Source organism: Luteibacter jiangsuensis, from assembly GCF_011742555.1.
Classification (GTDB): domain Bacteria; phylum Pseudomonadota; class Gammaproteobacteria; order Xanthomonadales; family Rhodanobacteraceae; genus Luteibacter; species Luteibacter jiangsuensis.
Window position 1 is genome coordinate 237,089 of record NZ_JAAQQR010000001.1, and the last position, 23,391, is coordinate 260,479.

19 protein-coding genes are annotated in these 23,391 nt (G+C 66.7%); 13 read left to right on the forward strand and 6 right to left on the reverse strand.

The window, feature by feature from the left end:
* Positions 1-10 precede the first annotated feature (10 nt).
* From HBF26_RS00930 to HBF26_RS00970, 9 genes are read left to right on the forward strand one after another with little or no spacing between them, the layout of a single operon-like run.
* Positions 11-1,141, forward strand: a complete 1,131-nt coding sequence (locus tag HBF26_RS00930; RefSeq protein ID WP_167122173.1) for a glycosyltransferase family 2 protein — start codon at positions 11-13, stop codon at positions 1,139-1,141.
* Positions 1,135-2,244 carry a polysaccharide deacetylase family protein gene (locus HBF26_RS00935; RefSeq protein ID WP_167122175.1) on the forward strand — a complete coding sequence of 370 codons (1,110 nt, stop codon included), beginning with the start codon at positions 1,135-1,137 and terminating at the stop codon, positions 2,242-2,244. The genes HBF26_RS00930 and HBF26_RS00935 overlap by 7 nt, the downstream gene beginning before the upstream one ends.
* On the forward strand, positions 2,232-3,494 hold the full coding sequence (locus tag HBF26_RS00940) for an O-antigen ligase family protein (RefSeq protein WP_167122177.1): 1,263 nt from the start codon (positions 2,232-2,234) through the stop codon (positions 3,492-3,494). The genes HBF26_RS00935 and HBF26_RS00940 overlap by 13 nt, the downstream gene beginning before the upstream one ends.
* The gene (locus tag HBF26_RS00945) at positions 3,491-4,846 is read left to right on the forward strand and encodes a phenylacetate--CoA ligase family protein (RefSeq protein WP_167122179.1); all 1,356 of its coding nucleotides are present in this window, start codon (positions 3,491-3,493) and stop codon (positions 4,844-4,846) included. Before HBF26_RS00940 ends, HBF26_RS00945 begins: the two co-directional genes overlap by 4 nt.
* Positions 4,843-5,961 (forward strand): glycosyltransferase, encoded by a 1,119-nt coding sequence (locus tag HBF26_RS00950; protein WP_167122181.1) that lies wholly within the window; start codon positions 4,843-4,845, stop codon positions 5,959-5,961. The genes HBF26_RS00945 and HBF26_RS00950 overlap by 4 nt, the downstream gene beginning before the upstream one ends.
* Positions 5,958-7,166 (forward strand): glycosyltransferase, encoded by a 1,209-nt coding sequence (locus tag HBF26_RS00955; RefSeq protein WP_167122184.1) that lies wholly within the window; start codon positions 5,958-5,960, stop codon positions 7,164-7,166. The genes HBF26_RS00950 and HBF26_RS00955 overlap by 4 nt, the downstream gene beginning before the upstream one ends.
* Complete coding sequence (locus tag HBF26_RS00960; RefSeq protein WP_167122186.1) at positions 7,163-7,801, forward strand: polysaccharide deacetylase family protein; 639 nt, start codon at positions 7,163-7,165, stop codon at positions 7,799-7,801. Before HBF26_RS00955 ends, HBF26_RS00960 begins: the two co-directional genes overlap by 4 nt.
* The gene (locus HBF26_RS00965) at positions 7,798-8,964 is read left to right on the forward strand and encodes a glycosyltransferase family 4 protein (RefSeq protein WP_167122189.1); all 1,167 of its coding nucleotides are present in this window, start codon (positions 7,798-7,800) and stop codon (positions 8,962-8,964) included. The genes HBF26_RS00960 and HBF26_RS00965 overlap by 4 nt, the downstream gene beginning before the upstream one ends.
* Positions 8,961-10,136, forward strand: a complete 1,176-nt coding sequence (locus tag HBF26_RS00970; protein WP_240151153.1) for a hypothetical protein — start codon at positions 8,961-8,963, stop codon at positions 10,134-10,136. The genes HBF26_RS00965 and HBF26_RS00970 overlap by 4 nt, the downstream gene beginning before the upstream one ends.
* A gap of 1 nt (position 10,137) precedes the next feature.
* Here HBF26_RS00970 and HBF26_RS00975 read toward each other — a convergent pair whose 3' ends face one another.
* Entirely contained in the window at positions 10,138-10,890 is a 753-nt protein-coding gene (locus HBF26_RS00975) for a glycosyltransferase family 2 protein (RefSeq protein WP_167122193.1), read from the reverse strand.
* Complete coding sequence (locus HBF26_RS00980) at positions 10,887-11,828, reverse strand: class I SAM-dependent methyltransferase (RefSeq protein WP_167122194.1); 942 nt, start codon at positions 11,826-11,828, stop codon at positions 10,887-10,889. Before HBF26_RS00980 ends, HBF26_RS00975 begins: the two co-directional genes overlap by 4 nt.
* 246 nt (positions 11,829-12,074) lie before the next feature.
* Between HBF26_RS00980 and HBF26_RS00985 the strand changes: the two genes are divergently transcribed.
* The 4 genes from HBF26_RS00985 to HBF26_RS01000 all read left to right on the forward strand — a co-directional run bounded on the left by HBF26_RS00985 (position 12,075) and on the right by HBF26_RS01000 (position 18,042).
* Positions 12,075-12,446 carry a hypothetical protein gene (locus HBF26_RS00985; RefSeq protein ID WP_167122197.1) on the forward strand — a complete coding sequence of 124 codons (372 nt, stop codon included), beginning with the start codon at positions 12,075-12,077 and terminating at the stop codon, positions 12,444-12,446.
* Between the two features lie 69 nt (positions 12,447-12,515).
* Positions 12,516-13,784, forward strand: a complete 1,269-nt coding sequence (locus tag HBF26_RS00990; protein WP_167122199.1) for a TolC family protein — start codon at positions 12,516-12,518, stop codon at positions 13,782-13,784.
* The gene (locus tag HBF26_RS00995) at positions 13,781-14,899 is read left to right on the forward strand and encodes an efflux RND transporter periplasmic adaptor subunit (RefSeq protein WP_240151154.1); all 1,119 of its coding nucleotides are present in this window, start codon (positions 13,781-13,783) and stop codon (positions 14,897-14,899) included. The genes HBF26_RS00990 and HBF26_RS00995 overlap by 4 nt, the downstream gene beginning before the upstream one ends.
* Entirely contained in the window at positions 14,899-18,042 is a 3,144-nt protein-coding gene (locus HBF26_RS01000) for an efflux RND transporter permease subunit (RefSeq protein WP_167122201.1), read from the forward strand. The genes HBF26_RS00995 and HBF26_RS01000 overlap by 1 nt, the downstream gene beginning before the upstream one ends.
* Here HBF26_RS01000 and HBF26_RS01005 read toward each other — a convergent pair.
* The 4 genes from HBF26_RS01005 to HBF26_RS01020 form a co-directional block, all read right to left on the reverse strand.
* Positions 18,009-18,833, reverse strand: a complete 825-nt coding sequence (locus HBF26_RS01005) for a TIGR04325 family methyltransferase (protein ID WP_167122203.1) — start codon at positions 18,831-18,833, stop codon at positions 18,009-18,011. The two genes, HBF26_RS01000 and HBF26_RS01005, sit on opposite strands and share 34 nt — an antisense overlap.
* A gap of 115 nt (positions 18,834-18,948) precedes the next feature.
* Positions 18,949-20,085 carry a GNAT family N-acetyltransferase gene (locus HBF26_RS01010; protein WP_167122205.1) on the reverse strand — a complete coding sequence of 379 codons (1,137 nt, stop codon included), beginning with the start codon at positions 20,083-20,085 and terminating at the stop codon, positions 18,949-18,951.
* On the reverse strand, positions 20,082-21,629 hold the full coding sequence (locus HBF26_RS01015; RefSeq protein ID WP_167122207.1) for an oligosaccharide flippase family protein: 1,548 nt from the start codon (positions 21,627-21,629) through the stop codon (positions 20,082-20,084). Before HBF26_RS01015 ends, HBF26_RS01010 begins: the two co-directional genes overlap by 4 nt.
* The gene (locus tag HBF26_RS01020; protein ID WP_167122209.1) at positions 21,626-23,326 is read right to left on the reverse strand and encodes a hypothetical protein; all 1,701 of its coding nucleotides are present in this window, start codon (positions 23,324-23,326) and stop codon (positions 21,626-21,628) included. Before HBF26_RS01020 ends, HBF26_RS01015 begins: the two co-directional genes overlap by 4 nt.
* Positions 23,327-23,391: the final 65 nt, after the last annotated feature.

Here is a 23,391-nt window from a genome sequence, read left to right on the forward strand (position 1 = left end):
GGGGAACGCCATGACACACATTGCCTGGTTCATCTGCTGGACGTCGGCTGCCCTGCTCGTGCACGTGTTCGCCGGCTATCCGCTGCTCATGTGGCTGCAGGCACGCATGCGGCCGCGGCCCGTGGCGAAGCGGGACATCCTGCCCACGGTGAGCATCGTGCTCGCCGTGCACGACGGGGAACGGCACATCCGCGCAAAGCTGGCCAACCTCCGCCAGCTGGACTACCCGGCGGCGCTGGTCGACATCGTGCTGGTATGCGACGGTTGCCGCGACGCCACCGTCGCGCTGGCCCGTCGGTCCACCGACCCGCGGCTGACCGTGCTCGACCACCCCAACCGCCGCGGCAAGGCCGCATGCATCAACGACGCCGTGGCGCTCACGCGTGGCGAGGTGATCCTGTTCACCGACGTGCGCCAGCGCCTCTCCCCCGTGGCTCTGAAGGAATTGGTGGCAAACCTCGGCGACCCCGACGTCGGGGCCGTAACCGGCGAACTGCACATGGAAAACGTGCGGACGGGATTCGCGCAGGGCGTGGACTTCTACTGGCGTTACGAGAAAGGCATCCGTCGCTCGGAAAGCCTGTCCGGCTCAACCATCGGCGTGACCGCCGGGATCCACGCGATGCGTCGCGCCCTCTTCGCGCCGTTGCCGCAAGGTACCGTACTCGACGACGTGCTGGTGCCCATGCGCGTGGCCGCACAGGGCAAACGGGTGGTCTTCGAGCCGAAGGCCATGGCGTGGGACCAGCCGTCGCAGATGCCCGAGGACGAGCGCCGTCGCAAGATCCTCACCCTGGCCGGCAACTACCAGCTCATCCAGGTTGCGCCCTGGCTTCTGCTGCCATGGTGCAATCCCCTGTGGTTCCGCTTCGTCAGCCACAAGCTGCTGCGACTGCTGGCCCCATGGCTGATCGTGGCGCTCACGGCGAGCAGCGGCCTGCTGGCAACGCGGCACCCGATGTACGCCGTCGCGTTCGGCAGCCTGGTGGGTGGCCTGTTGCTGGTTGCCATGGCCCGCCTGCAGCCGCTCCTTGGGCGCCTGCCGCCGCTGCGTATCGCGGTCGCCTTCTTCTATCTCAATCTCTTCGCCGCACAGGCGCTCGTCGCTTTCGCACGCAACCGCAGGCTGCACCTATGGTGATCCCAACGACCCAGCGCGGCGCGCCCGGCATTCGAGGCCGGCTCGGCGAACTCTGTTATTCCAGCGGCCTGCTGCATTCCCTGCAGCGTGTGCGCGCCTGGTGGCAGCGCGACTTGCGCATTCTCGCCTATCACCGCGTGATGCCCGTGCCGGATCCGGACGCCTACGAGTTCGACATGGAACTGATCAGCACGCCGCCTGCCGAGTTCCGCGAGCAGATGCTGCGGCTGAAGAGACATTTCCGGCCGATCCGACTTACCGACGTGGTCGCCGCGCTCGATGCGGGCGAGGCGCTTCCGCCGGATTCCGTCGCGGTCACCTTCGACGACGGATACGACGACAACTACCGTATCGCAGCGCCGATCCTGGACGAGGTGGGTGTACCGGCCACCTTCTTCGTTTCCACCGGCCACCTCGATACGGGCCGGCCGTACGCGTACGACTGGCTGGTGCACATGATCCTTCTGACGGATGCGCCGCAGCTCGTGCTGCCGGAGCTGGCGATCGACATCCCTCTTCCGGCCACGCGTGCGCTGCGACGCCGTATCGCAGGTAACGTGCTACTGCGCATGAAATGGATGGACGCCCTCGGCCAGACGGCGATGATCGAACGGCTCGAGGCCGAATGGGGCATGCCTTCGGTCAATGCGCGCCCCGCCGACTGTCGCCCGATGACCTGGGACCAGGCGCGCGAAATGGAAGCCGCCGGCCTGGAGTTCGGTTCGCACGGCGTGCACCACCGGATGCTGGCCCGGCTTCCGCAGGACGACATGGAGCGCGAGATTCGCGAGTCGAAGGCCACGCTGGACCGGGAGCTGCGCCATCCCGCGGTGCTCATGTCGTATCCCATCGGCGGCGATCGGGCCTATAACGACGCGGTGATAGCCGCCACGCGCAACGCTGGCTTCCAGCTGGCGTGCAGCTACATCTGCGGCACCAACGCCGAGCCCAGCGAGAACCGCTATGCCCTGCAGCGCCTGCCGGTGGAAAGCAACATGGGCCCTGGCTGGTTCGCGGCGATGCTCGCGCTGCCACAGCTGATGAGTTACCCCACGCCGCCGCACGCCGCCAACGGGCCGCGGGAGATGTCATGTTCCCCCTGATCCTCCTCTACGTCGTTCTCACCATCATTCGTCCCCAGGACTACGTCGCGGGGCTGGACACCGTGCCCATCCTGCCGGTTGTGCTGCTCATGGCATTCGCGGCATGGGTGGTGTCGAAGGAGAAAACCTTCGAAGCACCGCAGTTCGTGATCCTTCCGGCCTTCCTTCTCATCCTCATGGTGTCGCAGGCGACCAACGGCTGGGCCGGCGGCGCCGTGGACGAGCTGGCCCGCTTTGGCCCTGTCGTGATCGCGTTCTTCATCTTCGGCGCCTCATGCGGCACGCAGAAGCGCGTACGCGTGGCCATGGGCGTCTTCGTCGCTTGCGCGGCGGTACTCGCCGTGCACGGCGTCGAGCAGGCGAAACTCGGCGTGGGCTGGACGGGCGTTCCCCTGGGCGAGGGCGGTCGCATCCAGTACGTGGGCATCTTCAACGACCCCAACGACCTGGGCCTGCTATTCGCTTCCACCTTTCCCATGGCCGTATTCCTCGGCCGCCGTGGCGCGAGCATGCTGCGGCCGGTATGGCTCGGTGCGGCGCTGTTGCTGCTCTACGGCACCTATCTCACCAATTCGCGCGGCGCCATGCTCGCCGTGCTTGTCGTGGCAGGCTGCTATATCTGGTATCGCAAGGGCATGGCCGTGGCAGCCGTGCTCGGCGTGTTGGGACTCGCGGTGCTCAAGATGCTTTCCTCGCGCATGGAGGAACTGGACGCGGGGGAGGAATCCGCCGCCGGCCGCGTCGATGCCTGGTACTCGGGCCTGGAGATGTTCCGCGACAATCCGCTGCTCGGTGTCGGTCCCGGCAACTTCACCGAGTACAACGAACTGACCGCGCACAACTCCTTCATCCTGGTGCTGGCGGAAACCGGCTTCGTCGGCTTCGTACTCTGGCTGGCATTCGTGGCCTACGGCTTCCTCATGATGCTGAAGATCGTGAGGTTCCAGCGCCCGGCGGACGCCGACCCTGCCGTCGAAGCCGCCTGGACGACCGAAAAGCAGATGGCCCTCACGTTGCTGCTCTCGCTCTGCGGACTGTTCGCCGCCGCCTTCTTCCTGAGCCGAAGCTACATGGTCGTGCTGTACCTCATCGCGGCCATGGTCGCCGGGCACTACGTCGGCGCTCGCCGGCGCTGGCCCGAGCTGCCGATGTTTCGCCTTTCCGACGGCGGCTGGCGCTGGGTACCCACCGGCGCGTGCAGCGTGTTCGCGTTGTTCGTCCTCGTCGCATTCCTGTTGCGCACCACATGAAGACCTACGAAACCCTGCTGCGCCGCGTTCTCTGGCCCGTCTACGAAGGCGGCCTTCGCCGGCGCGACACGCCGGCCTACGTGCGCCGCTATGCGCACGAGCAATGGTTGTCGGCCGAGGCGATCCAGGCCTTGCAGTTCGAACGGCTGAAGCGATTGCTGGACTGGTGCTATCGGGAGGTGCCCTACTATCGCCGGCGCTGGGATGCCGAAGGCATCGAACCGCGTGACATCCGCAACCTGGACGACTACGCCAGGCTGCCGGTGTTGACGAAGGCGGACATCCGCGCGAACGCCGAGGATCTCAAGGCGCGCACGCTGAAGGATACGCTGGCCTACAAGGCCACCGGCGGCTCCACAGGCGAGCCCCTGCGCTACGGATACACGCGCGAAAGCAACGATCGCCGCATCGCGGTCATGTGGCGTGGCTACGGCTGGGCGGGCTCGCGCATGGGCCGGCGCACACTGTTTCTCTGGGGCGGGCCCGTGGGCGAGCCGAGCCGCTCGCAGCGGGCCAAGGACCGCTTTTACAACGCCGTGTTCGCCCGCAAGGTGCTCGACAGCTTCCGCATGAGCGAAAGCAACATGGCCGACTACGCGAATGCGATCGACGCGTACCGCCCGAAAGTGATCGTCGGCTACGTCGGCCCGCTCGTCCGCCTCGCGGAATGGCTGCTGGCACACGGGCGGCGAGTGGCTCGCCCGGAATCGATCATCGGCGCCGCCGAGGCCTTGCATCCGTTCCAGCGCGAGATCATCGAGCGCGCCTTCGGTGCGCCCGCCTTCAACACCTATGGCTGCCGCGAGGTGATGCTCATCGCCTCCGAGTGCGAACATCGCGAGGGCCTGCACGTGAACGCCGACCACCTGGTGGTGGAAACGCTGGGCGCCGACAGCAAGCCCACGCGAACGGGCAGCGGCGAAGTAGCCCTCACCGACCTCTTCAACTACGGCATGCCCTTCATCCGCTATGTGAACGGCGACATGGCCACGCACGCAACGTCGCAGTGCGCATGCGGCCGGGGCCTGCCGCTGCTCGCCTCCGTCGACGGACGCAAGCTCGATGCCATCCGCACGCCGGCCGGGAATATCCTTCCGGGCGAGTTCTTCCCGCACATGCTCAAGGACGTTCCCGGCCTGGCCCGGTTCCAGCTCGTGCAGCGCAGCCTCGAACGCCTCGACCTCTCCATTGTGCGAGGTCGCGATTTCGAGGACACCTCGCTCGACTACATTCGCCGCGAAGTCGCCAAGGTGCTGGGCGACAGCACCGAGCTGCACTGTCATTTCGTCGACGACATTCCCCTCACCCGCAGCGGCAAGCTGCGCGTCACCGTTTCGGAGCTGGCGTCGTGAACATCACCCACTTCGTGGAGAACCTCAACCGCGGCGGCCTGGAGCGCATGGTCATCGACCTGGTGAAGGAGCAGCACCGGGAGGGCCACAAGGTGCAGGTGGTATGCCTGTTCGAGCGCGGCTCGCTGGCCCCGGAGCTGGACGCCATCGGGGTGCCCGTCTCGGCATGCCACAAGCGCAAGGGCTTCGACCTGCGCGCGCTGGGGTGCGCCCGCCGCCTGTTGGCCGAACACCGCACGGAGGTCCTGCATACGCATAACGCGGTGGCGCATTACCAGGCGGTGCTCGCCAGCGCGGGCATGGGTATCCGCCAGGTGGTGAACACACGACACGGCATGGGTGCGCAGCGCAAGCCGGGGCGGCGGGAATGGCTGTTCCGCCGCGCACTCGCCGCCACCGACGCCGTGGTCGCCGTGTGCCAGGCCGCGCGCGACGACGCGGTCCGCCGCGGCATCGCACCCGCCGCGAAAACGTGCGTGGTGCCGAACGGCATCGTGCTCGACGGCTTCGACGTGGCCTCGGATGCCATGCACGAACGGCTCACCCGGCTTCTTCGCGTACCGCCCGGCACGCGCATCGTGGGCAGCGTGGGACGGTTGAACTGGACCAAGGACCAGGCCGGCCTCATCCGCGCCTTTCGCATCGTGCGTCATGCCCGTCCGGACACCGCCCTGGTTCTGGTGGGCGACGGCGAACTGCGCGAGACGCTCCGGGCCTGCGCCTTCGACGAAGGCGTAGCCGGCTGCGTGCACTTCCTGGGCGACCGCGACGACGTGCGCGAACTGATGCAGGGTTTCGACCTGTTCGCGCTCTCGTCGGTTACCGAGGGTTATTCAATGGCCCTGCTGGAGGCCTGTGCGGCAGGCCTTCCGATCGTCGCCACCAACGTGGGCGGCAACGCGGAGATCGTGCACGACGATGCCACCGGGCGGCTCGTGCCTCCTTGCGACCCGCCGGCGCTCGCCAACGCGATTCTCGAGCTGCTGCATGCGTCGCACAGGGCATCCACCCTGGGTACGGCAGCGCGGGCGTGGGTGGAAGCCCATGGATCACTACAAGCCATGGCGGCGCGCTACGGCCAGCTCTATTTCGGCGACCTGGATACGGCGTCGTGAAAGTCCTGGTCGTCACCAATCTCTTTCCGACGCCCTGGGATCCCCGGCGCGGCACGTTCAACCGGCAGCAGTTCCAGCGCCTTGCGGAACGCCACGAGGTGCACGTGCTCACGGCGGTCGATTTCCGCGAACGCATGGCCGGCACGTCGGGCGACGCCGGTGTGGCGGGCGTCGTCTCCGACTACTTCACCTTCTTCCACCCGCCCGGCTTCGGCCGCTTCCTCAATGCGTTCTGTTTCTTCGCCTGCCTCATGTGGCAGCGACGCCGCGACCTGCGTAACGCGGGCTACGACGTGATGCTGGCGAGTTGGGGCTATCCGGACGCGGCGGGGGCCGCATGGGTCGCTCGCCTGCTCGGCATTCCGTATGTGGTGAAGGTGCATGGCAGCGACCTGAACGTGCAGGCGGAGTTCCGCCTGCGTCGACCGCAGATCCGCTGGGCGCTGCGGGGGGCCGCCGGCGTGATTGCGGTCAGTCGGGCCCTGGCGCGCAAGGCGGTGGACCTTGGCGCAAGCGCGGACACGGTCGAACCCTTGTACAACGGCGTCGACACGCGCCTCTTCCACCGCGGCGACCGGAGCGCCGCGCGCGCGCGGCTCGATCTGCCCGCCGGCGCGCCAATCGTGCTCTACGCAGGCAACCTGAAGGCCACGAAGGGATGCCTCGACCTCATCGAGGCCTTTCCGGCACTGATGGCCCGCCACCCGGACGCAAGGCTCGTCTATGTGGGCGACGGGCCGTGCCACGGCAACCTCGAGGACAGGGCCGCGGCCTTGTGCGTCGCCCCTGCGGTGCGCCTGGTCGGCGCCGTGGACCACGCCGAACTGGCCGACTGGTTCCGCGCGGCAAACGTACTATGCCTTCCGAGCCATAACGAAGGCGTGCCCAACGTGGTATTGGAAGCCATGGCCTGCGGCATACCTATCGTCGCCACCGCCGTCGGTGGCATTCCCGAGGTCGTTCCCGACCACGCGGGCATCCTCGTGCCCCCGCATCAATCGCACGAACTCGGCACCGCGCTGGTGGAAGCGTTCGAACGCCACTTCGATCCGGCGGCGATCGCGGCGCACGCCGCCACCTTCCGCTGGGAAGAAAACATCGACCGGCTGGAGCGCGTGCTCCTTCGTGCCGTGGCGGGTGCCAACCGGCTACCGCGACGCAGAACCACCCCACCCGATCAGCCTGGCCGCCTGCCGAACACATGACCCTGAAACTCAGAAAACAAGACCTTCTCGGCCTGCTGCCGGAGCATCTCGTCCTCACGCGCACCCGCGACGCCGACCTGCGCTACCTGAGCTTCGACGACGGCCCGGACCCGGAGCACACGCCGAAGCTCCTGGACGTGCTTGCCAGACACGGCGTGAAGGCGAGCTTCTTCCTGGTGGGCGAGAAGATCGAACAGCACCCCGACATCGTGAAGCGCATCGTCGAGGAAGGCCACATGATAGGAAATCATTCGTACAGCCACTGGTCGTTCCGCAACATGAACCTCGCGAAGCAGCTCGACGAGGTGTATCGCACCGACGCCGCGCTTCGCCTGTTCGACAATCGGCCGCACCATCGCATGCGCCCGCCGCACGGCTATGTCGGAGCCTCGTTGCTCGCGCATTTCGCCCGCCGGCGCCGCAGTCTCGTGTACTGGTCTTACGACAGCCTCGACTACCAGGACCGTCCGGTGGGCGCGTTGATCGATCGCCTTCGCAATGACCCTCCCCTTGCGGGCGACATCGTGCTCATGCACGACGACAGCGACAAGGCGGCCGATGCGCTCGACGTACTCTTGCCGGAATGGCTGGCGCAGGGAATGCGCTTCGCCGCGCTGCCCGGGAGCGCCGCATGAGGATCCTCTACCATCACCGCACCCGCGGCCGGCACGTGGAAGGCGTGCATATCCGCGGCATCGTGGGGGCACTGCGCGAGCTGGGCCACGACGTGGACGTGATGTCGTTTCCCGGCGCCGACCCGGAGCGCGAAGTGGAGACGACGACGACCGGGAGCCGTAGCCGTCTCGCCGGCCTTGTCACGAAGCTTCCCGGCGTCGTCTTCGAGATGTTCGAGCTGCTCTACAACGTGGTCACACTGGCGCGTATGAGCCGCGCGTGGCGGGTGGCACAGCCGCAGCTCATCTATGAGCGCTACTCATTGTTCCTGTTCGCCACCATCTGGCTGGCCCGGCGGCGCGGCATTCCGCTGGTGCTGGAAATCAACGATTCGGCACTGGTGGAGCGGGTGCGGCCTCTGAAAATGCGCTTGTTGGCACGGCGCATCGAACGCTGGTGTTTCCGGCATGCCACGGGCCTGGTGTTCATTTCCACCTACTTTCGCGAAACTGCTATAGCCGCCTACGGCGAGATCTCGCCTTGCGTCATTTCACCGAATGCCGTGGACCTGCCCCGTTTCGATCCGTCGCGTTTCGATCGGGAGGTCCTGCGTACGCAACGCGGACTCAGCGGAAGGACAGTGTGCGGCCACGTTGGGGCGTTCGCGCATTGGCACGGCGTGGACGCCTTCGTCGAGGCCATCGCCCAGCGGCTCGACAGCGTGCCGGACCTTGCGCTTGTTTTCGTCGGCGACGGCAAGACGCTGCCGGCCGTGCGCGAGCTGATCGAGGCACGCGGCTTGTCGGACCGCGTACTGCTGCCGGGCCGCGTTCCCCACGACGAGGTGGCGAGCTGGATCGCCTGCATGGACTATGCCGTGTTGCCCAACTCCAATCACTATGGTTCGCCGATGAAGCTCTTCGAGTTCATGGGCATGGGCGTGGCAGTGGTGGCGCCCGACTACGCGCCCGTTGCCGAGGTGATCGCCGATGGTCACACCGGCTGGCTGTTCCCTCGCGGCGACGCCGCGGCCTGCGTCGAACGCGTGCTCGAACTGGCCCAGCAGGCGGAGGAACGCAGGCGCGTCGGGCAGGCTGCCCGCGATTACATCGCGAATGAACGGCAGTGGCGCAACAACGCGGAACAGCTATTGACACTCGTGCCAGCCGAGGCATGCCCATGATCGCAGCCGTCGCCCTCGTCTTCCTCCTCGCCGCTGCGCTGCTGCTGACCATAGCCATCCGCGCGCGCAACATGCAGTACTGGCTGTGGGGCTACCTCACGCGGCGCAAGCCGCCCAGGGCCGAAGGTCCGGTGCATGTGCTGTTCTGCTTCGTGGATCATTTCGAGCCGAACTGGGGTCGCGTGGATATGGACACCCAGCGCCGCCGCGTGGACCGCTGGTGCGCCGAGTATCGCGCGCTGGCATCGCGCCACCGCGACGCGGACGGGCGCATGCCACAGCACACCTTCTTCTACCCGGAAGAAGAGTATGTGGAGGAACACCTCGACAAGATCGCCGGTCTGTGCGCCGACGGCTATGGCGAAATCGAGATCCACCTGCATCACGACAACGACACACCAGAGAACTTCGTCGCCACCATGGACCGGTTCAACCGCCTGCTGCACGACAGGCACGACGCGCTTCCCCGCGATCCGGTGACCGGTCAGCTGCGCTTCGCGTTCATCCACGGCAACTGGTGCCTGGACAATTCGCGCCCCGACGGGCGCTGGTGCGGCATCGACAATGAATTGATCCTGCTGCGGGAGCTCGGCTGCTACGCCGATTTCACCCTACCCTCGGCGCCGAGCGACACACAGACGCGCATGTCGAACGCCATCTACTACGCCACCGACGATCCGCAGCGCTGCAAGTCGCACGACACCGGCGTGCCGATGCGCGTCGGCGGCGAGCCCGTGGGCGACCTGCTGATCATCCAGGGGCCTCTGGGCCTGAACTGGAAGGACCGCCGCTTCGGCATCGTGCCGCGTATCGAGAATTCCGATATCCGCAAGGGCTGCCCGCCGTCACGCCATCGCGTGGACCAGTGGGTTCGCACGGGGATCCACGTGGAAGGCCGCCCGGAATGGGTGTTCGTGAAGGTACACACGCACGGCACGCAAGAGCGTGACATGGACACGCTGCTGGGCAAGCCGATCGAAGACATGCACGATTACCTGGAGACCGCCTACAACGACGGTAGCGATTACGTGCTGCACTACGTGACGGCGCGCGAAATGTACAACGTGGCCAAGGCGGCAGAGGCCGGAATGACCGGCAACCCGGGCCTTTATCGCGACTTCGAACTGGCTCGCCCCGGGAAGATCCCCGAACCCGCCCAGGCAACCGGATGAATCAGACCAGGCGCTTGCGCATGGCCAGCCACGCGTACTGGCACATGTGACGGCTGGACGAAAACCAGTCGAGCTTGGCCACATCCCGGTAGATGCGCCACTGCCATTGCGCCGCGCGCCACTTGTCGGCAGACACCGAACCGTTACGCACCAGATAGTATGCCAGCGCCTCGCTGCCGGGCACGCACGTAGCGACGCCGGCTCGACGCACCATCTCCAGCCAGAACACGTAGTCTTCGTGGCCGACCTTCCGGAAATCGATGTCGCCCAGCCTGCGGTCGTAGATGCCGGTGAGATTCCCGATGTGGTTGCTGCGCAGCATCTGCGCATAGCCCACCCGCGTCGGAGGACGCACATGCGAGAGCAGCCGGCCATCTTCCGAAACACGATCGTAAGGCGCGTAGCAGATGGCGCTTCCGGTGTCGGCCATATGCTGCAGCTGACGTCGAAGCTTGGCCGGGTGCCAGCTGTCGTCGCTGTCCAGAAAAGCGATGTAGCTGCCGCGGGCCGCCGCCATGCCGGCGTTGCGGGCGGCGGCAACACCGGCGTTGCGTTGGGCATGGATCGTGCGGATGCGCGGGTCGGTCGCGGCGAGGTCGTCCATGATCGATGCGGTGCCGTCGCGGGAGCCATCGTTCACGATGATCAGCTCCCAGGCTTCGTGGCTTTGCGAAAGCACCGAGAGCGCGGCACCCCGCAAGGTTGCAGCCGCGTTGTAGGCCGGCATGATCACGCTGACGATGGCGTGACTCATGCGCTCACCGTACCGGGCTTGCGGCCGATGAAGTCGATGGACGTCACGCACAGCCGCTCGGGCGGTATGTGCGCGAACTGTGGATGCACCTGCATGCTCGCCAGTTCGGCCAGTCGTTTCTCGCGTGCGCACTCGGTGTTGAGCACGATGTCGAAACCGGCGGCGGCGGCGCGTTCCACGAATTCGTAGGCGCGCATGCGGTTCTGGTAGAGGAAGGCGTTGTCCCAGCGTCGCCATTCGCGGTCCGAATACTGCAGGTAGTTGAGCTGGTTGATGCTGCCATCGACATAGGCGTAGTGGTCGCCGCAGTTCACCGAATGGAACATGATCCCTCCGGGCGCCAGAATACGCATGGCTTCGCGATAGATGCCGTCGATCGCCTCGGGCAGCACGTGTTCGAGAACGCTGTTGGAGAAAACGCAATCCACCTGCTGCCCGTCGAGCCGGGTGCGTGCCGCATCGGCGGGCGCCTCGTAGACCACCACACCCTCGCTGGCCACCCCCACGTCGTCGCCTCGCTCCAGTCGTGCCAGAAGGCCCTGCTGGCGCTGCCTGACATCGCTTTCGGGTATGCCGCATGCCTCGGCAATGAGCGCCGTGTATCGCGCGAGGTTAGCGGCGCAGTTGCGCACCAGCGCCGGCCTGATGTGCCGGTTGAGATCCACCGTGACGACCTGGCGGGCGCCGCCCAGATAGCAGGCGAATGGAAAGGTGGGATACCAGCCGCTGCCGACCTCGAACAGTCGCGCCCCTGCGATGGGACGACCGACATCGCGCAGGTGTCCGACCATCAGGCGCCAGTCGTCCATCTTGACGTCGAACTCGCGACGGAACCCGCGCAGGCCGCCAAAGCGGCGCTGCAGCAGGTAATGCGCCTGTTCGCCGCCCGGCACGTGACCGAGCACCTTCTGTAACACGCCTTTGGCACGCCAATGCATGATGGCTGCTCCCATTCGAGGTCGGACGCGCCATGCGTGCAGGCGTCCGGTAACATCGACTCTGTCGCGGAGCGACCGCGATAGCCATAGCACCTCGGCAGTGCAGGCATGCAACCGACGGCTAGGACAAACGGCTGATACGGGTATGAAGGCCGCGGAAGCCCCACGTCGATGGGAGCGCCCAGGATCCGACGGATATTCGGTTGGAATTGTCTAACAACGGCACCTCCGACTACGATGTGCGCCATGTCCCGCCGCCCGCCAAGCCTCCTCGTCCGTCTGCGCCGCCATCGCGGCGTGTGGATGCTTGCGCTGGCCGTGCTGCTCTTCAAGATAACCATGTCGACCTTCTGCGCGCTCGACGGGCCCCGTGTCGCCTTCACCGACGGCTCGCCGGCTGCCCCGATCGCCGTTCAGGGCACGAACGCCGATGCCGACGACTACTGCGCGCTCGGCGAAGGCGGCGGGTGTCATTGCACCTGTGTGCATGCGGTGGCCCTGCCCACGCATGCAACCGTCATGGCGATAGCGGAGCGGCCGTCGAGCCTGCGTCTGGCTGTGACTGCGGGCGAATCGCCCGCTTTCGCGCGTTCTCCGCTGCGCCCACCGATCTCCTGAAGCCGCACCGCCCGATGCCGGTCGCGTGAGCGGCCGCGCCGATCCGCGTCCGACTTCAGGAGATCCACCATGTCTTTCCTGCGTACCGCGCCATGGGGCGCCGCGTGCGTGTGGATGGCTGCCAGCGCCATCGCCTCACCTTCCCCGACCAACGTGGCCGGCCCACCCGCCGCGCTCGGCCTGCGAAATGCCGTGCGTGAAGTCTGGGCCGCCAGTCCCGACCTGCAGGCGGCCGATGCGGAACGCCTCGCCGCCCAGGCACGCGCCCGCGCCGCCGCGCAACCGGTGTACAACCCATCGCTTTCCATCGAGGGCGAGAACGCCGACGTCGACAGGCGCACCGCCGGGGCCAGCCTCACGCTCGACGTGTCCGGCAAGCGCAGGGCTCGCATGTCCGAAGGCGACGCCGACGTGCGCGCACGCGAGGCGGCCTATGCACTGGAACGCCGACGCGTCGCGCTCGACTGGCTGAAAGCCTGGGCGGTCGCGGCCTTGTCGCGCGAGCAGGTCGCGCTGGGCCGGCGACGCGTGGAACTGATGCGGCGCTTCGACGAGCTGGCCACGGAACGCCTTCGGGTCGGCGACATCAGCAGTCCGGAGCGCGATCTGGCCGGGCTCGCGCTTGGCGAAGCGCGCATCCAGCAGGCGGCGCTGGAAACACAGGAAGCCGCGGCCGTGGCGGGACTGGCCGCGCTCGGCGGCACGCCACAACCGCTCCCGGAGCTGCCGCGGGACCTTCCGCCCCCAGCCACGGATGTACTTCCTGTGGCGACCCCGGAACGGCTGGAATCCCTCCAGGCGGACGCCGAGCAGCAGCGGGCGAACGCCGCCGTGGCTGTCGCGGATCGCGCCCGCCGGCCCGATCCCACGCTCAGCCTTACCGGAGGCCGCGTGCGCAGCGGCAACCGTACGGACCGCGTGATCGGCATCGGCGTATCGATCCCGTTACCGGTATTGAATTCCGGGCGATACGACGTGGAAGCGGCACGCGCCACCGCCGATGCCGCGTTTGCGGGCCGCCGCTCGGCTGCCCTTCGCTCGGATGCGCAGCTTGCGCAGGCAAGGACGACCTACGAGGCCGTGCGCCATGCCGCCGAAGGTTTTCGCGCCGGCCGGGCCGGTGCCTTCGACGACCGGGCCCGTTTGCTCGACCGGCTTTGGCAGGCCGGCGAGATCGGCACATCCGATTACCTCGTCCAGTTGAAGCAGAGCCTCGACACCGAACTCGCGGGCATCGCGCTCGAAAGCCAGACATGGCAGGCCTGGTTCGACTATCTCGCCGCCGCGGGCCGCCTGACCGGTTGGCTCGGCGATACCAGCAAGGATTCTTCGCCATGACTCCCCATATGCTTCATCCCATCGCCTCGCTCATGTTCGCCCTGTTGCTCGGCGCCCCCCTCGGTTCGGCGGCGCGTCCCGAAGACGCCGCGCGGTCTGCGGAAAAAGACCCGCTGATACTGGATGCCGCGGCGGTCGCTGCGGCCGGCATCGTGGTCGAAACCGCGCAGGTGCGCACGACGGTCGACCAGGTGCGCGCACCCGGCGAGGTGAAGATCGACGCCTATGCCACCGCGCTGGTGTCGCCCCGGGTTGCATCGCAGGTCGTCGCCCGACGGGCGAAGCTCGGAGACCTGGTCAAGGCCGGGCAGCCGCTGGTGGCGCTGTCGAGCGTGGATGTCGCCGAAACGCAAGGGCAGCTCATCGTGGCGAGCCAGGACTGGGCGCGAGTGGCATCGCTGGGGCCACAGGCGGTATCCGCCCGTCGTTACAACGAGGCCCTGGTGCAGCGGGACCAGGCTCGCGCGAAGCTGAAGGCGTACGGCCTTTCCGATGCGCAGATCCGCGACGTGGTGAAGCGGGGCTCGGCAGCGGCCGACGGCAGCTTCGAACTGCTGGCGCCGCAGGCGGGACGCGTGACGACCGACGACTTCATCGTCGGCGAGCGCGTTGAACCCGGCCGCACCCTCTTCACGCTGGCGGCGGAGTCGTCCGTATGGGTGGAAGCGCGCATGCCGCCCGGCCAGGCGGACGAGGTTCGGGACGGTGCCCGGGTCGTCGTCGCCGCAAACGGCCGGGAGCTGGAGGGCCACGTGATCCGTCGCGCTCACCTTACCGACGAAAAAACCCGGACGGTGGGTGTTCGAATCCGGGTGCCGAACGAGGAAGACCTGCTGCATCCCGGCGACCTCGTCGAATGCCGCATCGAGGTCGCTTCCCGGTCCCGCGGCCTCGCCGTGCCGGCCGAGGCGATCGTGCTGCTGCAGAACCAGCCCACCGTCTTCGTGCGCGGCAAGCGCGCCGGACAATTCGAGCCCGTGCCGGTCGAGGTGGGTGAGACGCGTGGCGGCTGGAAAACCATCACGCGTGGCCTCGCGGCCGGTACCCCGTACGTGCGCAAGGGAGCATTCGCGCTGAAGGCGCGGATACTGCGTTCCCAGTTGGGGGAAGAATGATGCTCGGACGCCTTGTCGCCCTTTCCCTCAAGTACAGGCTGCTGGTGGTGATTGCATTCGTCGCGGTTGCCGCGCTGGGTTATCGCGCGGCGCGCAGCCTGCCCATCGATGCATTCCCGGATGTGACCCCCGTACAGGTCAGCGTGTATACGGAGGCACCCGGACTGGCCGCGGAGGACGTGGAGCCCTTGCTCACTACCCCCATCGAGTCGGCACTCGCCGGGTTGCCGGGCGTCCAGGACATCCGTTCCGTCAGCCTGTTCGGGCTGTCCTATGTTTCCGTGTATTTCGACGATGGCATGGATGTCTATTTCGCGCGTCAGCTCGTGAACGAGCGGTTGCAACAAGTCGGCGACCGCCTGCCGGCCGGATACGGCAAGCCGGAGATGGGACCCAACACCTCCGGCCTCGGACAGGTCTTCTGGTACACGGTGGAACGCGACGACAGCACGGCCGGGGGGCATGCGTCAGACATGGACCTGCGCACCCTTCAGGACTGGACGGTGCGACTGATCCTGCGTACCGCGCCCGGCGTGGACGACGTGACCTCGTGGGGTGGGCAGGAGAAGCAGTACCAGGTGCGCGTGGATCCGATGCGCCTGCTCGCGCACGACCTCAGCCTGAAGGAAGTGATACAGGCATTGGAAGCGAACAATGCGCAGGTCGGCGGCAACTTCATCGACGTGGGGCGCGAACAGTACCTGGTGCGCGGACTGGGTCTGGTAAAAGGAGCCGCGGACATCGGCAGCATCGTGCTCAAGAGCGAACACGGTACGCCGGTGTACGTGCACGACGTGGCGACGGTGGTCGAAGCCGGCGCGCCGCGCACCGGCGCCGTGACGCGGGACGGCAAGGAAGTAGTGATGGGCCAGGCACTGGCCCGCATCGGCGAAAACGCGCGGAACGTGGTGGACGCGGTGAAGGCACGGCTCGATACCGTACGCCGGGCGTTGCCCAGCGGCACCGTGGTGAAGCCTGTATACGAACGCACCGACCTCGTCGACGCGGCGGTGGGTACCGCCGTGCGCGCCCTCGTCGAAGGCGCCATCCTGGTCGCGCTGGTGCTGTTCCTGTTCCTCGGCGAACTGCGCAGCGCGCTCGTCGTCGTGGTCACCCTGCCCCTGGCCATGCTGATCGCCTTCATCTGCATGGCTCAGGCGGGCCTCTCCGCCAACCTGATGTCGCTGGCGGGTCTGGCCATCGGCATCGGCATGATGGTGGACGGCGCCGTCGTCATGGTTGAAAACGCGTTCCGGATCATGGCGGAACGAAGGGCACGCGGGGAGCCCGTCGACCGGCCCGCGGCGGTCCTCGCCGCCGCGCGCGAGGTGGCCGCCCCCATCACTTTCGCCATTCTCATCATCATCGTGGTGTTCCTGCCGCTGTTCAGCCTGCAGGGGCTCGAAGGCAAGATGTTCAAGCCAATGGCCTTCAACATCGCCTTTGCCATGGCCGGCTCGCTGCTGCTGTCGTTGACGCTGGTACCCGTGCTCGCCGCCACCGTGCTGAAGCCGGGAACGGAACGCGATACATGGCTTCTCGCACGCCTGAAGCCGATATACGCGCGAGCGTTGGGCTGGGCACTCGGGCATCGCCGGGCCGTGCTCGCCATTGCCGGGGGTTGTCTCGTCGGTGCCCTGGCGCTGTTTCCCTTCCTTGGCAAGGAATTCATGCCCAACCTGCGCGAAGGCGCCATCATGTGGCGCATCACCTCGATTCCATCGGCCTCGCTGGACGAATCGATCGACATCTCGCGTAAGGTGGCGGAGCGCATCAAGGCCCGGTTCCCGGAAGTGGAAACCACACTGGCGATGATCGGCCGCGCGGAAAAAGGCGAAACCGCCGACGTGAACTACATGGAGGTCTATACGCCCTTGAAACCGCGTGCGCAGTGGCGCAAGGGGCAGACACTCGACAGCATCGAGCGCGACATGGCCGATGAACTGGCCGCCCTTTTGCCCACTGCCGTCGTGAGCTATACGCAGCCTATCCAGATGCGCATCGAGGAATTGATCTCCGGTGTGCGCGCCACCCTGGCCCTCAAGCTCTACGGCGAGGACCTCGGCGAGCTCGACCGTCTTGCCGGCCGGATCAAGCACGCCATCGCCGGCGTGCCCGGCGTGGCGGATCTCGCACTCGAAGCAAACCTGGGCAAACCGCAGGTCCGCATCGAGGTGGACCGGGAAGCCCTTTCGCGCCATGGGCTCAATGCCGACGACGTTCTCACCGTCGTCCGCAACGGCATCGGTGGCGAGCCCGTCGGCACCGTGGTCGACGGCGTGAAGCGGTTCGATCTCACCGTGCGCTTCGACGATGCGAGCAAGGCGTCCGTGCGCGACATCGAACGCATTCCGCTGCGAACTCCTTCCGGATCGCTGGTCCAGCTCGGCCAGGTGGCGAAGGTGAGTACGGCGGAAGGCTATTCGTTCGTCAGGCGGGAGCAGTTGCAACGCTACTCCGTCATCCAGATGGACGTGCGCGGCAGGGACATCGATTCGTTCGTGCAGGACGCCAACGCAGCCATCGCCCGCGAGGTGACGTTGCCGACGGGGTATTACACCGAATGGGGCGGTGCCTTCGAGAACCAGCAGCGAGCGCTCAAGCGGCTGGCCATCATCGTCCCCGTGACGATTTTCTTCATCTTCATCCTGCTCTACACCGCCTTCAACGCCATGCGGCATGCGGTGCTGATCCTCGCGAACGTACCGTTCGCGACCGTTGGGGGCATCGTCGGGCTCTTCATATCGGGGCAATACCTTTCCGTTCCCTCGGCCATCGGTTTCATCGCCGTCTTCGGCGTCGCCATGCTCAACGGCATCGTCATGGTCAGCTTCCTGGAAGAGCAACGGCGAGCCGGTTCGAGCGTGCGCGAGGCGGTGCTCCATGGAACCGCCCTGCGCCTGCGACCCGTACTCATGACCGCCACGGTCGCGATCCTTGGACTGGTTCCGATGCTCCTGTCGTCCGGAGTTGGTGCCGAAACGCAACGTCCGCTGGCGACCGTGGTAACCGGCGGGTTGATCACGTCCACATTGCTTACGCTGTTGCTCTTGCCTGTGGTGTACGAATGGATGGAGAACCGGCGCGTGGCCGCAACGGAGAGTGCCGCTCAAGCCGCCAGACGGAACGCGAATCCGAAGTAGCGATCCAGCGACAACTCCGGATGAAACGGAACGATGCAGTACCGCTGCGGATTCTCCCAGCGGTCCTGCAACTCGTATCCCAGCGACGACAGGCCGCCGAGGAATTCGCGCTCGGCGGTGACCCTGTATGGGCAGCAGGCCGTACCGATGTTCTGCACGGTGAAATACGACTCCCGCATGTGCACGGGCACGGAATTGAGCAGCAGGAAGCGTGGTTTCGCCGGCATCGCCGCGAGGGCATCCGCCAGCGAGTAGCGAAGGTACTGCAGCGAGCCGGCGGCGAACAGGACGTCGGTGCCGGACGCCTGTGACACGTCGTCGGCGAAGGCGAGGCGGCGCGGCGTATCGTGCTCCATCGCCCAGGCCTCTCCGGCGGCGTTGACCGCCGGCACGTCCATCACGGTCCAGCGGAGACCCTGCGGATAGGCGAGGTATCTCTGGTACGCGTAGTACGCGATGCCTACATGGCCACCAAGGTCGAATACACTGCGCGCACCTTCGGCAAGCCAGCGACCGAGCCAGTGGATCATCGGATAGTCGTTGATGAACACCCGCCGCGTCCGCTCGCGATACAGGTCCGCCGATTCGCTGTTGTCGTAACCGCTGGCGTGGTCGGCCGGGATGCTCGCCTGCGCTTCGTCGAAGCTGCGGAACACGCCACGGTAGATGTGGTGAGTCAGGGCGCGGTGGGCGAAGAAGGCCTTTCGGTAACGGGTCTCGAGAAGCTGGCGGACCAACGGCAGGCGTGCCGTGGCCTCCTGGTAGGGCCTGGGACCGACTTGAGCGTTCATGCGTGTCCTCCAGCGAAACGGTGCCTGTGACCAGCTTGCGCCTCCGGCGCCCCATTGCCCATAGCACGGGGGTCTAAACCGTTTGTCAGATCAGGCCGTTCCGCCGGGGCGCGCGCTAGACGGCGCCTTTGCGCGCGCGCAGGTCCGCGCGCACCCGATGCAGGCCCCGGTAGATCCAACGCATCGGGGCATACATGCGGAAGCCGGCGGTCGCCCGGGTGGGCCGAACCACGTAAAGCGAACCGCAGGGTTCGGCCCGCGTCGAAAGCAACCGCTTGTACTGGTTGTCGCCGTAGCCGAAGCTGATCCGCTCGCCCGGAAAGCGATCCAGCAGCCCGCGCACCGCCTGGAACACCGCAACCGAACCGATGCCCACCTTCGCCACCTCGTCGTCATAGCCGAGGTCGTCGACGAGATACGTGCCTCCGATGCGGTAGCCGTGCACGTACGCCAGCGGCCTGCCCTCGCGCAGCACGATATGGCCCACGAGATGCCCTGCGTCGGCGAGGCGACGGAAGAGCGTCACCCGCTCCGGCGCTTCCCAGTCGATGGGCACTTCCGCGTGATGCCAGGTGCGTGCGTAGACCTCGTTCATGAGACGGCAGTACCGGGGCATGTCCTCGCCGCTGTCGAACACGTGCAACGCCGCGTCGCCGCCCAGCTTTCGATAGGCCCGTCCCACCCGCTGCACTTGATCCGTCCGCTTTTTCCTGTCCATGGCGGCGAGCCACGCCTCTGCCGACGGCTGCGGATCGATCGACCAGTGCACCTGATCGAGGAGATTGGCCGACACCAGGCGGAATCCACCCCGTCCGCCAAGCGCGGTGGCGAATCGATTGGGCAGGTCCGCTTCCTGGATGCGGATCACGCGAATATCCAGGTCGCCGGCCAGCTGCCTCGTCACCGCAAGCTCGACGCCGTCGCGTTCAGCCTCGCGCGCCACCACGCCACTGCCGAGCAACCGCAGGGCCGCGCCGCGATAAAGCTTCACGCGGCGCCCGGCCACATCGAGACGGGCCGTATGTTCGACGGCAAGCAACGGCAGGTATCCGACCACCTGTCCGTGGCCATCGCGAACGACGACGACATGCGGCACGGTGCCGTCCTGCCGGCTTTCCACCTCGAACAGAAGCCAGTCCGGGTGCTGCACGATGCCACTCGCAGCGCCCGGCAGTTCGGCGACACGGGTCAGGTCGTCACGTACCGCGCGCAAGGCGTCCAGCGTGTGCAAGGTGGAACAGACGTAGTTCATGGGCTCGCCTTGGCTACCGGTGGATGAACGAACTCGACGGCCCGGACGAGTGCCCGCCCCGGCGGCCCGAGCCGGCGCCCGATGCCGGTCATGAGTTGGTAATCCTCCTCGGTCCAGTAGCGAACGAGCGCGCTACCAGGCACATACAGAGCGACGAACGCCGCCGCACCGACCAGGAAACCCAGCCGCGACGGCGTCGCCTCGGTGGCCGCCCACGCCGCCAGCGTGGCCACGAGTCCCACGGCGAACAACCGCGACATGGCGGCCACCGGCAATCCTCCGCTCGTGGCCTTGCGTAGGTAATGAACAGCGAGGGCCATTTCCACGATGCGCGTGCCCGCATAGGTCAGCACCGCGCCGGCAAGCCCGAGCATCGGCACCAGCGATATCCCGAGGATGGCGTTCGCGATCAGGGCGACGACGGCGATGCGAATACGGTCGTCCTGGCGGTCCACCACGGTCTGGAACGCCGCGATGCCGTTACCTATCAGCAGCAGCCCTCCCAGCACCAGCGTCGCTTCGATGGCGGGGATGGCATCGACATAACGGGTGCCGTACATGAGCCGGACGATTTCCGGTGTTGTCACAAGCCCCAGACCCGCGATGGCGATACCCACGGCCCAGTAGAAGCGTGTCGCTTCCGACAGGAAGCGTGCGGCGCGCGCCGTGCCGCTCTCGCCGTAGGTCTTCGCCATGTACGGCAGCAACGTGGACGTGAGACCGACCGAGAACAACTGGACCGCGCCGCGGGTCAGCGTGCCGGCAATGGCGAAATAACCCACCGCCACCGAGCCCGTGAAGGTCGTGAGGAGGAACACCTCGATGGTACCTGCCCGAAACGAGCCCATGAGGACCAGCGCGGCGGTGAGGCGCAGATGCCGGTTCACGCGCGCGGCGACCGCGGACGGAATGGGGCCGCCGGCATAGGGCCGGCAACAGCGGCGGAAGGCGATGCGGTTGATGAGGTTGAGGACCAGGCACGCAACGGCGAACAACGCAACGAACGAGACGAGGTCCGCGTGCAGGAGCATCGCTGCGAGCACCAGCAGCATGCTCACGATGCCACCGATCACCGTGGCCACGGCTTCCGGCTCGAATCGCTCCTGCCCCTTGCCGATGGCCACGAGCATGGCGTAATTGGCTTTCGCCACGACCGCCACGACGACAAGGCCCATGATCGGCAACAGCGAGCCATGCCATTCCGAGGGTTGAAAGAGGTAACCCACGAGGACGAACAGGCCGATCACCACGATCGAACTGGTCGTCTGGATGCGCGAGAAGTACGCCGCCAGGTGCGACGCGAGCGTCGGGTCACCCATCCCGTCGGCCTCCGCAACGAATTTGGTCGACGAGGTTGTCAATGCATGATTCGAACAGACCATCAACCACCCGCACAGCCATACGGTGAACGCATAGCGGCCGAAGTCGGAGGGACCGAGCGAACGCGCGATCCATACGCTCATCAGCAGGCCGAGGGCGTACTCGATATAGGTGGACACCGTGACGATGCCGACACTGCGCAGGACCGCGATCCGCCGGTTCATGGCGACACTCCCCTCGCCATCCGCACCGGAGGCGCCGTCCCGAGGCCCGCCCCCGCCGGCTGCGCCATCATCCACTGCGCCACGCCCGCGCCGCGATTGTTCCAGTTGAAGCGGCGCAGCGTGTCCGAGATGGTGGCACATGCAGGGCTGTAGGACGCGGCGAGCGCCTTGAACCGCTTCTGCAAGGCGGCGGCCCGCGCCGGGTCGCGCTCGAAATACCATGCCGCGGCAACCGGCAAGCCGAGTTCCACGGTGTGTCCGTCGCTGTACCAGCCCTCCGACTCCTGAATCTTCATCAGCGCCGGCAGCGTCGCTTGCGACGACGACCAGTACCAGGCGATCTGTCCGCCAGGGCCGGAGCAGTCGTTGCGCCAGTCATGCGGAGGCACGAGCAGGTCGGCGGAAATCCATCCGGAACGTTCCATGTACTGGCCGAAGTCGGCGATCATGCCCGGGATGCGCGAGTCCGCCGTCACCAGCCACGCGTGCCAAAGCCCGTCCACGATGTTTTCGCTCATCCACGGCGATGTGCCGCGCACGTCGTCCTTTCCGCCCGGATCGTTCTCATGCACGTTCCAGCTGTTGCGCCAGGAGCCGTCGTCGCCGAGTCCGTCGGGGTTGTGGCGCTGGTGTTCGTACAGCCAGCCTACCCTCGCGTCGATACGTTCGCGATAACGTGCCTCGCCGGTCAGTTCGTAGGCTGCCACCGTCTCCACAAGACCCAGCCCCGCAAGCCGTTCGGTGAAGTAGTCCGTGGCGTGCCGATACGGTCCCGGCGACCCGCTCCAGCCTCCTGTATTCCATAGCTCGGCCATCTTTCCGACCAGCCCGGCATCGTGCATGGAATCGTCGCCGGCCAGTGCGACGGCGAGCAGGATCGGCTCGATGTACACGTATTTGACGTCGCAAGGCTTGCCGTTCGGTAGCCAACCGCCTCCACAGGAGGGGCTTACCGGCATGCCGTCGCGCTTGATGCCGGCCATGTACCACCGGTAGCTGGTTTCCGCGGCCTCGAGGTAGTCCGCACGGCCCGTTCGCACGTAAGCCTTGAACAGGGTGGACGGCCGGTCGAAGAGCCACGCGGTCGTGTCGCCGGTGGGCATCGTGCGCGCCCACCGGAACTGCGCATCGACATAGCGGGCATAGGGTTCGCCCGGCGTGACCACGGATTGCGGGCCCGCTATAAGCGAGGACGTCAGCCATTCGGGAGCGAGGGACGCGATCGCCGCCGGCCTGCCGTCGACGAGGCCTTCGTCATAAGGCCAGCCCGCGGCATGCTTTGTCCGCGGCGCGTCGAAGGCGAAATAGTAGGTACCCGGCGGTCCGTGGAATTGCACGCGCACGGCACGGAGGCTGCCATCGCGAAAGTGCCACGTGAGCATCGGTTTCACCGCCGCAGGCACCTCGGCGCCACGCTCGTCCAGAAGGCGCACCTGCGCCGCGTCGTGCAGCAGGCCCGGCGGCAACGGAAGACCGAGAGTGACGGGAAGATCGTCGCCCTTCCCTGCGAGGCGTGCGACCTGGACCTTCCGGGCTGCCCGTGACGACGGCATCGGTGGAAATAGGTCAAGCGGTGGGGCTGTCGCCGCCGAAGCGGCTCCCGCAGGTAGCGCCAGCGCCCGGCTGTCGATCGGAAAAGCGACCATGGCCAGCGCGAGCAGGCAGCCGAGGACAAGCAGAACATGGCGGACGTGCATGGGCAAATCCGGCGCAGTGCATTCGGCGTCGGGCATCCGTCGGCGCTTGCTGCCGTGCATGGGAA